Origin of the sequence: Blastococcus sp. TF02-09 (assembly GCF_003319105.1) — a bacterium.
In the GTDB taxonomy this organism is placed as follows: Bacteria; Actinomycetota; Actinomycetes; order Mycobacteriales; family Geodermatophilaceae; genus Blastococcus.
Genome location: NZ_QOHH01000014.1, coordinates 30,320 through 44,026 on the forward strand (window position 1 = coordinate 30,320; position 13,707 = coordinate 44,026).

The 13,707-nt window shown below is 73.9% G+C and carries 11 protein-coding genes; 2 read left to right on the top strand and 9 right to left on the bottom strand.

Features of this window, described 5'->3' with window-relative positions; genetic code table 11:
* Window positions 1-4: 4 nt before the first annotated feature.
* From DQ239_RS20725 to DQ239_RS18125, 8 genes are all read right to left on the bottom strand, one after another.
* Window positions 5-160, bottom strand: a complete 156-nt coding sequence (locus DQ239_RS20725) for a hypothetical protein (RefSeq protein ID WP_199583150.1) — start codon at window positions 158-160, stop codon at window positions 5-7.
* Window positions 161-172: 12 nt separating this feature from the next.
* Entirely contained in the window at window positions 173-967 is a 795-nt protein-coding gene (locus DQ239_RS18095; protein WP_113835813.1) for a class E sortase, read from the bottom strand.
* Between the two features lie 157 nt (window positions 968-1,124).
* Window positions 1,125-2,486 carry an LPXTG cell wall anchor domain-containing protein gene (locus tag DQ239_RS18100; protein ID WP_113835814.1) on the bottom strand — a complete coding sequence of 454 codons (1,362 nt, stop codon included), beginning with the start codon at window positions 2,484-2,486 and terminating at the stop codon, window positions 1,125-1,127.
* Window positions 2,483-2,773 (bottom strand): hypothetical protein, encoded by a 291-nt coding sequence (locus DQ239_RS18105; protein WP_113835815.1) that lies wholly within the window; start codon window positions 2,771-2,773, stop codon window positions 2,483-2,485. The genes DQ239_RS18100 and DQ239_RS18105 overlap by 4 nt, the downstream gene beginning before the upstream one ends.
* Before the next feature lie 255 nt (window positions 2,774-3,028).
* Window positions 3,029-4,243: an acyl-CoA dehydrogenase family protein gene (locus tag DQ239_RS18110; protein WP_113835816.1), complete on the bottom strand. Its 1,215-nt coding sequence runs from the start codon at window positions 4,241-4,243 to the stop codon at window positions 3,029-3,031.
* 126 nt (window positions 4,244-4,369) lie between these two features.
* Window positions 4,370-5,224, bottom strand: coding sequence for a MaoC/PaaZ C-terminal domain-containing protein (locus DQ239_RS18115; RefSeq protein ID WP_113835817.1), 855 nt, complete (start codon window positions 5,222-5,224; stop codon window positions 4,370-4,372).
* Between the two features lies 1 nt (window position 5,225).
* Window positions 5,226-6,578, bottom strand: a complete 1,353-nt coding sequence (locus DQ239_RS18120; RefSeq protein WP_113835818.1) for a 3-oxoacyl-ACP reductase — start codon at window positions 6,576-6,578, stop codon at window positions 5,226-5,228.
* A gap of 82 nt (window positions 6,579-6,660) precedes the next feature.
* Window positions 6,661-7,956 carry an acetyl-CoA C-acetyltransferase gene (locus tag DQ239_RS18125; RefSeq protein WP_113835819.1) on the bottom strand — a complete coding sequence of 432 codons (1,296 nt, stop codon included), beginning with the start codon at window positions 7,954-7,956 and terminating at the stop codon, window positions 6,661-6,663.
* Between the two features lie 228 nt (window positions 7,957-8,184).
* Between DQ239_RS18125 and DQ239_RS18130 the strand changes: the two genes are divergently transcribed.
* The gene (locus tag DQ239_RS18130; protein WP_233489467.1) at window positions 8,185-8,739 is read left to right on the top strand and encodes a TetR family transcriptional regulator; all 555 of its coding nucleotides are present in this window, start codon (window positions 8,185-8,187) and stop codon (window positions 8,737-8,739) included.
* Entirely contained in the window at window positions 8,736-10,784 is a 2,049-nt protein-coding gene (locus DQ239_RS18135) for an acyl-CoA dehydrogenase (protein WP_113835821.1), read from the top strand. The genes DQ239_RS18130 and DQ239_RS18135 overlap by 4 nt, the downstream gene beginning before the upstream one ends.
* Before the next feature lie 100 nt (window positions 10,785-10,884).
* On the opposite strand, the gene DQ239_RS18140 is transcribed toward DQ239_RS18135, so the two are convergent.
* Window positions 10,885-13,584 (bottom strand): SpoIIE family protein phosphatase, encoded by a 2,700-nt coding sequence (locus DQ239_RS18140; RefSeq protein WP_233489468.1) that lies wholly within the window; start codon window positions 13,582-13,584, stop codon window positions 10,885-10,887.
* Window positions 13,585-13,707: the final 123 nt, after the last annotated feature.

Consider the following 13,707-nt stretch of genomic DNA (forward strand, 5'->3'; position numbering starts at 1 on the left):
GGGGTCAGTCGACGGTGACGTCGTCGAACGGCAGCCGGGGCTCCACCCACGGGAAGACGACGAAGAGCAGCAGCGCGACCACCGCGGTGAGGAGCACCAGCGCGCAGACCGTCCTGCTCGCGGTGCCGCCGGGGAGGTGGCGCCAGATCCAGCCGTACATGTGGCCTCCGGGTCAGCGGTTCTCGTGCAGGGCGTCGGGGCCGTCGGGGTACTGCGCCTTGCTCAGCGCACCGCCGTCGAGGCGTGCGTGGACGACCAGCCGCTGCCGCGCGGAGTAGCGGGGATGGCAGGTGGTCAGGGTCAGGTAGGCACCCGACGGCGCCGCGCCGGCGGCGTTCGGGGTGGGGGAGATGACCTCGAGCGCGGTCGGGCGGACGATCTGCATCCCGGGGATCCCGCTGGGATCGTCCTCGGCCAGCACCCGGTAGACGAACCAGCTGTCGGCGGTCTCCACGACGACGGGGTCACCGGGCCGCATCGCGTCCAGCTGGAGGAACGGCGAGCCCTTGCCGACGCGGTGGCCGGCGAACGCGACGTTGCCCTCCTCCCCCGGCATCGCCGTGTCCGTGTAGTGGCCCGGGCCCTGCGAGAGCTGCTCCTCCTCGGTGCCCTCCAGGACGACGCGGGTGTAGTCCTCGCCCAGCCGCGGGATGCGCAGCACGGCGAACGCGTCCCCGAGCTCGACCCGGGTGATCGCGCCGCGCCCGGGCGCGGAGTCCCACTCCTCGCGCAGTTGCTCGGACAGCTCGTCCTGCCGCTGCGCCGTCACCACGTCGGTCACGAACACCGCGTAGACGGCGAACAGGAGCAGCACCACGCCGGCGGTGACCAGCAGCTCGCCGGCGCCGAGGGCGAGCGTCCGCCAGAGACCCCGCCGGGGCGGTGCGTCGGCACGGGCACCGGGGACCGGCGGGAGCCCGGGCACGCGGTCCCACCGCTGCGTCCGGTCGCCGTCCGGGTCCGTCATGCCGCTCCCCCGGTCCCGTTCCTGCCGGCCGGACCCCTCGCCGGCAGCAGCCCGAATGCTAGGTGAGGCGCGACCGGGTGCCGGTTCCCGCGCCCGAACGGCTCCGGCCCCGTCCCGCGGGTGCGGGAACGGGGCCGGAGCTGCGTGCGAGGTGCGATCAGGCCTGCGGACGGCGACGCGCGGCGACGAGCAGCCCGCCACCGGCGGCCAGGGCGACCAGTCCGCCCAGGGCCGGCCATGCGACGTCCGCGCCGGTGGAGGCCAGCTCCGCCTCGGCCGGTGCGGCGCTGACGGTGATCGGCAGGGTCAGGTAGTGGGCCTGGCCATCGGCGCCGACGCCCGCCGCGACCAGCGTGTGCTCGCCCGCCGCGAGGTCCTCGGGCAGGGTCACCGTGACGTCGATGTCGCCGTCGCCGTCCGCCACCGTGGTGGCCAGCACCCGGGGGACGGAGTAGACGATCAGCGTCACCGTCGAGTGCGGCGCGTAGCCGCTGCCGGTGATCCGGACCGCGGAGCCGGACGTCACTGGGCCGCTCTCCCCGGCCGGACGGACCAGGTCGCCGGTCTTGGTGGGGACGGCGGAGGGCACGCCGTTGGCGGACACCCGCTCGGACGCGATGCCGGGGTTGCCGGCGCTGTCGGCCGCCTGGACGGTGACCCAGTAGAGGCCGCTGGTCGGGACGTCGGAGGCGGCCACGTCGCAGCTGAGGACGTCCGCCTCGGTGCTGCAGAGCGGACCGCCCATCTGCCCGCCGTCCCAGCCCACGCCGTACCCGGCGATCGGGAACGTGCCGTCGGCCGGGGACGCGCTCCAGGTGATGTGCAGGCCACCGGAGGGGGTGTGCGTCACCGCGACGTCGCCCGGAGCGCCGATCGGGCGGTGCGCCGTCGCGGTCTGGGGCTCGCTCGCGTCGCTGGGGGTGCCGTTCGCCGCGACCGCCCGCACCGCGACGGTGTAGCTCGTGCCGTTGGTGAGCCCGGTGAGGGTGCCGATGAGCGAGTCGTCGCGCAGCGCCGTCGTCAGGGTGGTCCAGGTGGTGCCGCCGTCCAGCGTGTACTGGTAGCCGGTGGTCGGGACGCCGCCGCCCCAGCCCTCGGAGAGGTGCAGGGTCAGCGTCCGGTCGCCGCCCTGGACCCAGTCGAGGGACGGCGTGGCGGGTGCGCAGACGATGCCCTCGGCGGAGATTGCACCGGCGCCGCCGTCGGCGTCCTCGCCATCGACGCTGAGCTCGCCGTCGGCGGGGTACTGGTTGATGCCGTCCCCCGAGCCCGGGCCGGCGAGGTCGCCGCCGCCGTTGCCGCCGTAGACCGAGAGCAGGAAGTCGCCGGGCCCGGTGACGACGGAGCTCGCCCCACCACCGCCGCCCGCGGCGTCGCCGTCCGCGCCGTCGTACGACGGGTCGAGCGCGTTCGTGCCGCCGGCCCCACCGGTCAGGCCGCCGGCGGCGGCGTCGGCACCCGCGCCACCGGGAGCGAGCCGGTAGGTCGTGGCGACCGTGGGGTCCGCGACGTAGGTCACCAGGTCCAGGCCCCGCCGGGGACGCCGTCCTCACCGGTGCCGCTGCCGGCACCGCCCTGGCCACCCTCGAGATGCCAGGAGACGGCGCAGTAGCCGGCCGGGAGCACCCACGTGTCGGTGCCGCCGTCGTGGTCGTAGGAGAAGCCGGGAGGGTTCGCCGTCTCGACGGCGCCCGCCGGGGCGACGGCCGAGGCGACGCCACCGAAGGCGAGGACCGAGCTGGACAGGGCGAGAGCGCCGGCGGCCGTGAGGCCGAGCGCACGCCGGGACGGTGGGACGAGGTGCACGCCGACTCCCCGAGGAGGGCCCGGGACACGCCGGGCTCGCTGGTCCGGGTCGCCGGTCCAGCGAGCACGGGACCACGCCACGCACTTGTCGCCACGCCGCGCCACGCTGCGCGAACGCACGGGGCGCGACGTGATTCGACCGTGACCTCGGCCGAGGCGATCACCGCTCGGGCCGACCGGAACACTGACGAACCGGCCGCGCTCCCGTTGTGCGGATCAGTTCAGTCCGACAGCGTTCCGCAACCCGTCGGGGGATCAGCGGATGTGGACGCCCGAGATCGTCCGGGCGATGACCAGCCGCTGGATCTCCGAGGTGCCCTCGAAGATCGTGTAGATCTTCGCGTCACGCGCCATCCGCTCGACCGGGTACTCGCGGGTGTAGCCGTTGCCCCCGAGGATCTGCATCGCCTGCTCGGTGACCCGGACGGCGGTCTCGCCCGCGACCAGCTTGGACATCGAGCCCTCGGCGGCGGTGAACTGCTGGCCGTTGCGCGCCATCCACGCGGCCCGCCACACCAGCAGGCGGGCGGCGTCGATGGAGGTCTTCATGTCCGCGAGCATGAAGGCGATCGACTGGTTCTCGATGATCGCGCGGCCGAACTGCTCGCGCTGCTTGGCGTACTCGAGGGCGTAGTCGTAGGCGGCCCGTGCGACGCCGATGGCCTGGGCGCCCACCGCGGGGCGGGTGCGCTCGAAGGTGGCCATCGACGGCTGGGTGCGGCCGGTCTTCACGCCCTCGCGGGCGCGGGCGAGGCGCTCCTCGAGCTTCTCCTTGCCGCCGAGCAGGTTCGCGCCCGGGATCCGGCAGTCCTCGAGGACGACCTCGGCGGTGTGCGAGGCGCGGATGCCGTGCTTGAGAAACTTCTGCCCCTGGGTGAGCCCCTTCGTCCCCGCCGGGACGACGAAGCTGGCGTGCCCGCGGGCCTTGAGCTCGGGGTCGACGACGGCGGTGACGACGTGGATGTCGGCGATGCCGCCGTTGGTCGCCCACGTCTTGGTGCCGTTGAGCACCCACTCGTCAGTCTTCTCGTCGTAGACGGCGCGGGTGCGCATGGCGCCGACGTCGGACCCGGCGTCGGGCTCCGAGGAGCAGAACGCCGCCAGCTTGGGCTCGGACTCGGTGCCGAACATGGCCGGCACCCACTGGCCGACCTGCTCCGGCGTGCCGTTCGCGCTCACCGACGCCGCGGCGAGGCTGGTGCCCACGATCGCCAGGCCGATGCCGGCGTCGCCCCAGAAGAGCTCCTCCATGGCGATCGGGATGCCGAGGCCGGACTCGTCGAAGGACTGCGTGGCGAAGAAGTCGATCGAGTAGAGCCCGATCTTCGCGGCCTCCTGGATGACCTCCCAGGGGGTCTCCTCGCGCTCGTCGTACTCGTGCGCGGCGGGGCGCACGACGTCCTCGGCGAACTGGTGCACCCACTTCTGCAGCTCGATCTGGTCCTCGGTGAGCTCGAACGAGACGGCCATGCGGGGGTGAACCTCTTTCTTCCGGTAGGTCTGTCGGCCCTGTCCAGGGTCCCGGCCCGAGCGTGCGAGGGGCGGGGAGGGCGGGGTCCTTCTTCCCTGTTCTGCGGACGGCGACGAGAGGGTAATTCAGCGCGGCCGGACGGTCCCGACCATGTGCTCGGTGCCGCTGCCCGCGTTGCGGACGGCGACGTCCCAGCCCCCGCCGACCTCGGCGGTGGCGAGCGCCACGGTCGAGGGCAGGAACAGCGGCTTGCGGAACGCGACGTCGACCTCGAGCGCCTCGGGCAGCCGGCCCGCCAGCGCGCCCAGCACCCGGGCCTTCACCCACATGCCGTGCGCGATGGCCCGCTTGAAGCCCAGCGCCTTCGCGGTCAGGCCCGACAGGTGGATCGGGTTCACGTCACCGGAGACCTTCGCGTAGCGCCGTCCGGCGTCGTCGGGCACCCGCCAGGTCGCCGCCGTCCGCTCCAGCGCCCCGACCGCGACGTCGACGTCGGCCTCCGGGGCTCCGTCGGGCGCCTTGGCCCCGCGGGACAGGTAGGTCGAGCGGGAGCGCCAGACCTCCTGGCCGGCCACGGTGGCCGACGCGCACAGGTCGACCGTCGCACCGCTGCGGTGCGCGGCGAACCGCTCGGCCCAGACCTCCAGGTCCAGCGCCTCGTCGGCGCGCACGCCGCGCAGCACCTCGATGCGGTTGCGCACGTGCACCAGCCCCACCGTCGCCAGCGGGAAGGCGCGGTCGGTCATCAGCGCCATCTGCAGCGGGAAGGTGAGCATGTGCGGGTAGGTCGCCGGCAGCACGTCGGTCAGCGGCAGCCGGCAGACCCGCGCGTAGGCGGCCAGGTGGTCGCGGTCGACGGTCACACCGTGCCGGGCCAGGTGCGTGTCCGGCAGGTCGCCGCCCCGCCCGCGCGAGGTGAGCGCGGCCTTGGCGTACAGCGACGCCAGGCTCGGGGCGGCGTCCAGCACCGTCGTCGCCACGTCAGGCACCCAGCAGCGACTGGCCGCACACCCGCACGGTCTGGCCGTTGACCCCGGCGCTGGTCGGCTGCGACAGCCAGGCGATCGTCTCGGCGACGTCGACCGGGAGCCCGCCCTGCTGCAGCGAGTTGAGCCGGGCGCCGACCTCGCGGGTGCCGAAGGGCATCTTCGCCGTCATCTCGGTGACGATGAAGCCCGGGGCGACGGCGTTGATCGTCGCGCCGCGCTCGGCGAAGGCGGGCGCCCACGCGCGCACCATGCCGATGACGCCGGCCTTGGACGCCGCGTAGTTGGTCTGCCCCCGGTTGCCGGCGATGCCCGACTGCGAGGAGACGCAGACGACGCGGGCGCCGGGGTTGAGGACGTCGCTGTCGAGCAGCGCCTGGGTGATGTCCAGCTGCGCCTGCAGGTTCACCGCCATGACCGAGTTCCAGCGGGCGGCGTCCATGTTGACCAGCAGCTTGTCGCGGGTGATGCCGGCGTTGTGCACGACGACGTCCACGCCACCGTGCCGCTCGCGCAGGTGCTCGACCAGCCGCTGGGCGGCGTCGGGCGCGGTGATGTCGAGCTGCAGCGCCGTCCCGCCGATCCGGTTGGCGACCGCGGCCAGGCTGTCACCGGCCGCGGGGATGTCGACGGCCACGACGTGCGCGCCGTCGCGGGCCATGACGTCGGCGATCGAGGCACCGATTCCGCGGGCGGCGCCGGTGACGACGGCGACCTTGCCGGCCAGCGGCTTCTCGGCGTCCTGGGTGGCGGGCACGTCGGCGGCCGCCAGGGTGACGCCCTGCCCGTCGACGTAGGCCGACCGGCCGGAGAGGAAGAAGGCGAGCGGCCCGGCGACGCCGGACTCGGCACCCTCGGGCACGTAGAGGGCGTTGGCCGTCGAGCCGTCGCGCAGCTCCTTGCCGATCGAGCGGGTGAGCCCGTCGACGGCCTGGCGGGCGGCGGCCTGGGCCGGGGAGTCCGCGCCGGCCGGCGGGTCGGTGAGGATCACGACCCGGCCGTTGGCCCGCAGCCGCTTGATCGCCGGGGCGAGGAAGTCGTGCGCCGCCGCGAGGTCCGCGGGGCCGGCGACCCCGGTGGCGTCCAGGATCACCGCGCCCAGCTTCTCGCCGGTGGCGTCCCCGTCGGCGACGACCGGCGACAGCACCGTCACCCCGGCGTCCTTGAGGACGGCGGTGACGGTGTCGCGCAGCCGGCCCTGGCCGGCCGAGCCGACGACCGCCGGGCCCTCGAGCAGCGGGTCGCCGGGCTCGTAGCGGCGCAGCACGCCAGGCCGGGGCAGGCCGAGCTGCTTGGTGAGGGTGGTGCCGACGCCGGAGTTGGCGAAGTTCGTGTACCAGTCAGCCACTGGAGGTGTCTTCCTTCCGAGATCCCTGCTTTTCCGCGGAAAAGCAGGCCGCTTTACCGCGGAAAAGCAGGGGAGGTGGGGGTCAGGACTCGAGGATGGCGACGACGCCCTGGCCGCCGGCGGCGCAGACGGAGATCAGGCCGCGCTTGCCCGGGCCCGCCTCGTGCAGCATCTTCGCCAGCGAGGCGACGATCCGGCCGCCGGTCGCGGCGAACGGGTGCCCGGCCGCGAGCGACGAGCCGTTGACGTTCAGCTTCGAGCGGTCGATCGAGCCCAGCGGGGCGTCCAGGCCCAGCTTCTCCTTGCAGAACGCCGGGTCCTCCCAGGCCTTCATCGTCGACAGGACCGTGGAGGCGAACGCCTCGTGGATCTCGTAGAAGTCGAAGTCCTGCAGGGTCAGGCCGTTGCGGGCGAGCATCACCGGCACGGCGTAGGCCGGCGCCATGAGCAGGCCCTCGCCGCCGTGCACGTAGTCGACCGCGGCGGTCTGCGCGTCGACCAGGTGCGCCAGGACCGGCAGGCCCTTCGCGGCGGCCCACTCGTCCGACGCCAGCAGCACGGCCGAGGCGCCGTCGGTCAGCGGGGTGGAGTTCGCGGCGGTCATCGTCGCGCCCTCGCCCTTGCCGAAGACGGGCTTCAGCTTCGCGAGCTTCTCGACGCTGGAGTCCGGCCGCAGGTTGTTGTCCCGCGTCAGGCCCAGGTAGGGCGTCACCAGGTCGTCGAAGAAGCCGCGGTCGTAGGCGGCAGCCATGTTCTGGTGCGAGCGGACGGCGAGCTCGTCCTGCTCCTCGCGGCCGATCTCCCACTCCTTGGCGGTGATCGCGGCGTGATCGCCCATCGCGAGGCCGGTGCGCGGCTCGGCGTTGCGCGGCATGTCGGGCACCAGCTGGCCCGGGCGGATCCGCGACAGCGCCTTGAGCCGGTCGCCCAGGGTCTTGGCGCTGTTGAGCGAGATCAGCACGCGGCGCAGGTCGTCGCCGACGGCCAGCGGGGCGTCGGAGGTGGTGTCGACGCCGCCGGCGATGCCGGACTCGATCTGCCCGAGGGCGATCTTGTTGGCCACCAGGATCGCGGCCTCGAGGCCCGTGCCGCAGGCCTGCTGGATGTCGTAGGCCGGCGTGCTGGCCGCGAGCGTCGAGCCGAGCACCGACTCGCGGGTCAGGTTGAAGTCGCGGGCGTGCTTGAGGACGGCGCCGGCGACGACCTCGCCGACCTGCTCGCCCTGCAGCCCGAACCGGGCGACGAGCCCGTCGAGCGTCGCGGTGAGCATGTCCTGGTTGGACGCCTGCGCGTACGCCGTGTTGGACCGCGCGAACGGGATGCGGTTCCCGCCGACGATCGCCGCCGTGCGGGTCGCGGGCGTCGAGGTGTCAGCCATGGGGACCTCCGGGGTTCGGGTGAGTGGCCGGTACCGAGAGTACGCGGTACCGTCGATTACATGAAAGCCGAGGCGGTGAGACGCTCCTCGCACGGAGACAGCGCCCCGCGCGGCGAGGCCGGAGCAGCCCTGAGCGCCTCCGGAAATGTGCCGCAGCGGCGCGACCGTCGCGACTCGAGATGGGACGAGCACCGCCGCGCGCGCCGGGAACAACTCGTCCAGGCGACGTTGACCGCCGTCGGCCGGCACGGCGCCGGCGTCGGGATGGACGAGATCGCCGCCGCGGCCGGGACCAGCAAGACCGTCGTCTACCGGCACTTCGCCGACCGGTCGCAGCTCTACGTCGCCGTCTGCACCGAGGTGGCCGGGCGGCTGCTCGCCGAACTGCGGACGGCGATGCGCAGCAGCCCGCACCCGCACGAGATGACCGCGGCCGCCATCGGGACCTACCTCGCCTTCCTGGAGGCCGAGCCGCAGGTCTACCGCTTCGTCGTCTCCCAGCACCCGGCCGAGGGCGCCGACCCGATCGCCAACCTGGCCGACCTCGTCGGCGACCAGGCCGCCGCCCTCATGGCCCTCGCCCTCGAGCAGGCCGGACGGGACCCCGCACCCGCCGACGCATGGGGCCACGGCCTCGTCGGGATGGTCCGCTCGGCCGCCGACTGGTGGCTGCGCGCCGGGCGTCCCATGCTCCGAACCGAACTCGCCGCACACCTGACCGATCTCGCCTGGGCCGGACTCTCCGGCGTCGTGGCACCCGCGCACCCGATGGAGGCACCGTGACCAGCACCCCGATCGCCCCGGTCGACCCGAAGGTCCTCCGCGAGGTCCTGGACGGCCGCTGGGCCCACGTGCGCCGCGACGCCCGCGAGAACCTCGACGACCCGGACTTCCTGCCGGTCTACGGCGAGTCGATGACCGAGGCCCGCGAGCGGGTGACCCGCGCGGCGAAGAAGCTGGCCGAGTCCGGCCGCGTCGTCCTGGGCTTCCCCAAGGAGTACGGCGGCCAGGACGACTCCGGCGGCTCGGTCACCTCGATCGAGATGGTCGCGTTCAACGACCTGTCGATCATGGTCAAGACCGGCGTCCAGTGGGGCCTGTTCGGCGGCGCCCTGCAGCTGCTCGGCACCAAGCGCCACCATGACCAGTACCTGCGCGACGTCATGAGCTTCGACATCCCCGGCTGCTTCGCCATGACCGAGACCGGCCACGGCTCCGACGTCCAGCAGTTGCGCACCACCTGCACGTACGACCCCGCGACGCAGACCTTCGACCTGCACACCCCGCACCAGGCGGCCCGCAAGGACTACATCGGCAACGCCGCGAAAGACGGCCGGATGGCGGTCGTGTTCGCCCAGCTGGTCACCCAGGGGACCAACCACGGGGTGCACGCCTGGCTGGTGCCGATCCGGGACGAGCAGGGCAACCCGATGCCCGGCGTCACCATCGAGGACGACGGCCCGAAGGCCGGCCTGCTCGGCGTCGACAACGGCCGGCTCACGTTCGACCACGTCAGCGTCCCGCGCGACATGCTGCTGGACCGCTACGGCCAGGTGGCCGAGGACGGCACCTACACCAGCTCCATCGAGAACGAGACCCGCCGCTTCTTCACCATGCTGGGCACCCTGGTGCGCGGCCGGGTGAGCGTCGGCGGCTCCGCGGGCTCGGCCACCAAGCTCGCCCTCGACATCGCCGCCCGCTACGGCGAGGTGCGCCGCCAGTTCGCCGCCCCCGGCGAGGAGCGCGAGATCGTCATCAACGACTACCTCGTGCACCAGCGCAAGCTGCTGCCGGCGCTGGCGAAGACCTACGCGCTGCACTTCGCGCAGGGCGAGCTGGTCTCGACGATGCACGACGTCCAGACCGCCGTGCACGTGCACGGCCAGGAGATCGACGAGCACGCGCAGCGCGAGCTGGAGTCCCGGGCCGCCGGCCTCAAGGTGGCCCAGACCGCGCACGCCACGCAGACCATCCAGATGTGCCGCGAGGCCTGCGGTGGTGCGGGCTACCTGCAGGAGAACCGGCTGCCGCACCTCAAGGCCGACACCGACGTCTTCACCACGTTCGAGGGCGACAACACCGTCCTGCTGCAGCTGGTCGCCAAGGGGCTGCTCACCGGGTACCGCGACAACTTCGGCTCGCTGGACGGCTGGGGCCGCGTGGGCTTCGTCGCCGACATGGTCCGGGAGACGGTGCTGGAGCGGACGGCGGCCCGGGGCCTCATCGCCCGCCTCGTCGACGCCGTCCCGGGCACCGACGAGGTGCCGATGCTGGAGCGCGGCTGGCAGCTGAAGATGTTCGAGTTCCGCGAGAAGCACTCGCTGGAGGGCGCGATCCGGCGGCTGCGGAAGAACTCCACGACCGAGGGCATGGCGCCGTTCGACATGTTCAACGACGTCCAGGACCACGTGCTCAAGGCGGCCCAGACGCACATCGAGCGCATCGTGCTGGAGTCCTTCGTCGCCGGCGTCGACCGCACCGAGGACCCCGCCGCCCAGCGGCTGCTCGACACCTTGTGCGACCTCTACGCCCTGTCGACCATCGAGGCGGACAAGGCCTGGTTCCTGGAGCACGGCCAGCTCACCCCGGCGCGCGCCAAGCTGCTCACCGCCACGGTGAACCAGCTGCTGCGGGAGCTGCGCCCGCACCTGGTCACCCTGGTCGACGGCTTCGCCATCCCGGACGCGTGGAAGGCCGCGGCGATCCTGGAGGAGGAGGCCGGCCGCCAGGAGGCGATGGCCGCGCGGGACGCCGAGCTGCGCGCCCAGAACGGCGAGGCCACCCCGAACGACACCGCGACCGACCTGGACGTGCCCCCGGGTCAGTAGAAGGACCCCCGTTCCCCCCGGTCCTCGCAGGCTCGGACCGGGGCCCTGAACGGGGGCCGTTCCATCCCCGTCCGGTCGAGCTGCCCCTCGCGCGCTCGGGTCAGCTCAGCCGGACGGCGAGGACGGCGACGTCGTCCTCGGCGTCCGGGAGGAACATCCGGCGCAGCACCTGGTCGCACACCTCGTCCAGCGGCAGGCCGGCGCACCCGCCCAGGACCCGGAGCAGCTCCGCGGTGCCCGCGTCGATGTCCCGGTCCCGCCGCTCCACGAGGCCGTCGGTGTAGAGCAGCACCGTCGTCCCGCGCTGGAGGACCGCGGTGTGGTCCTCGCGCCCGGACGCCGGGTCGACGCCCAGCAGCAGGTCGGCCGTCGCGCCCTCCAGCAGCCGGGCGCTCCCGGACGCGTCGAGCAGCGCCGGCGGCGGGTGCCCCGCGCTCGACCAGCGCAGCAGCATGCCCGGGCCGTCGGCCGGCTCGAGGTGCGCCACGAGCGCCGTCGCCATCGTGTGCACGCCCAGCCCGGCCAGCGTCCGGTCCAGCTCGGTCAGCACCCACGCCGGCGAGCCGCCGCTGGAGAAGCTGATCCCGCGCAGCAGGCTGCGGACCTGCCCCATGGCGGCCGCCGCCCGGGTGTCGTGCCCTACGACGTCGCCGATGGCCAGCACCGTCGTGCCCGAGGACTGCTGGAAGGCGTCGTACCAGTCGCCGCCGATCTCGGCGCCCTCGGCCGCCGGCACGTAGCGCACCACGATCTCGCAGTCGGGGATCCGCGGCGGCCCGGTGAGCATGCTGCGCTGGAGCGCGTCGGCGAGGGCGCGCTGCTGGCCGTAGAGGCGGGCGTGGTGCAGCGCCATCCCGGCGCGACGGCCCACCTCCACCGCGGCCTCGACGTCGGCGGCCGGGTGGGGACCGCGCTCGGCGCCGTTGAGCAGGCACAGCACGCCCACCGTCTGCCCCCGGATGGTCAGCGGCACGGCCGCGGCCGACGCGGGCGCCAGCGCCCACAGCGCCTCGCGCGCCGCCGGGTCCGACAGCGACCGCACCATGCGCTCGGGCGTCAGGGCCGGGATGACCAGCGGCTGCCCGGTGCGGAACACCGTCTTCGGCGCGCTGTCGGGCGTGACCGCCTGCAGCATCATCCGCACGTAGGCCGCCACCTGCTCGCCGCGGGCCGGGTCGCGGTGCGCGCTGGCGGACTCCTGCAGCCGGCCGTGCTCGTCGGTCGTGACGATCCAGCACCAGTCGCCCAGGCGCGGCACGACCAGCGAGGCCAGGCGCTGGAGCTGCTCGTCGATGTCCATCGTGCTCGACAGCACCCGGCCGGCCTCGGCCAGCAGCTCGAGCCGCTGGTTGGCCTCGGTCATCGCCGTGACGGCGCTGTCGCGTGCGGTGTCGGCCTGCAGCCGCGAGATGCTCACCGAGATCTGCGCCGCGAGGCCCTCGAGCAGCCGGAGCTCGTCGGCGTCGAAGGCGTGGTCGCTGGTCCAGTAGGCGACGAAGCTGCCCAGCAGGTTCCCCTCGACGACCAGGGGCAGCGACGCGAGCGCCCGGACACCCAGGACGTCGGTGACCCCGGCCATGGCCGGGAAGCGGGCGACGCCCTCGTCCGCGGTGACCAGCAGCACGCGCTCCCCGGTCCGCGCGGTGTACTGGGTGGGCAGCGCGTCGTCCAGCTCGATGACCACCCGGTCGCTGGGCAGCAGATCGGGGTCGATGGCGTCCAGGAGCCGCTGGCCCAGGTACAGCTGGGCCGTCGCGCCGTCCGGCTCGTTCACGGCCACCCCGCCGGAGACCGCACCCAGCACCTCGGCCCCGCGCAGCGTGATCTCGGCCAGCTGGTCGATGTCGGTGGCGTTCGCGACCTCCGCGGCCACGGCGGCGATCGCCGCCGTCCGCTGCACCGCCACCAGCTGGGTCCGGGCCTGGTCCCGGGCCTCGGTGACGTCCAGGACGGTGCCGAGGATCCGAACCGGTGAGCCGTCGATGTCGGACAGGACGCGGCCCCGGCAGACGATCCAGCGGACGTCACCGCCGCGCCGCACGACCCGCAGCTCGATCGTGTACTGGGCGCGGGCCTCGATGGCCTCGCCCATGATCCGCCCGGCGGACTCCCGGTCGTCCGGGTGCACGTACTCCGTCATGAGCACGTCCATGGGCAGGCGGAGCGCACCCTCGTGCCCGAAGATGGCGGCGCTGCGCTCGTCCCAGTCCATCTCGCCGCGCCGCAGGTCCACCTCCCAGATGCCCACCGAGCTCGCCTCCAGGGCGGCGTCGAGGCGCCGGGTCGACGACGTGACGGCGGCGTTCGCGGCGGCCAGCTCGAGCTCGGCCACCACGGAGCCGGCCAGCTGCCGCAGCAGCTCGGCGTCGTCGGCGGTCCAGGGGCGCGGCTCCGGGTCGTAGAGCGCCAGCACCCCGACCACGTGCCCGGCCGCCGTCGTCAACGGCGAGCCGAGGTAGGCGCCGACCTGTCCCGAGGTCACCGCGGGCAGGTCCGCGATGCGCTCGTCGACCCGCGCGTCCGGGAGGACCAGCGGGGCGCCGCCGGAGACGACCATCGCCGACAGCCGGCCGGTGAGCAGCGCCGGACCGCCCACCACGCCCGGCGGCAGCCCGTACCCGCCCACGACCAGGTCCTCGTCGGTGAACAGCGTGACCTTGGCGTGGCCGGCACCCACCAGCCGGGCTGCGAGCCGGGACAGCCGGTCGTAGGCGGCGGGTCCGGGGACCTCCGAGAGCAGCCGGCGGGCAGCCGCGATGCGCACCGGGTCGACGAGGACGTCCTCGACGGCGGAGCTCACCTGCGAGCCGGGCACCTGTGGCCCCCCTCCGGGCGGAACGACGGCGCCGGGACGGCCACCACCGGGAGAATGCTCGCACGCCCCGGCCCGAGATACGGGACGGCACCGTCCGTGGCGCGACCT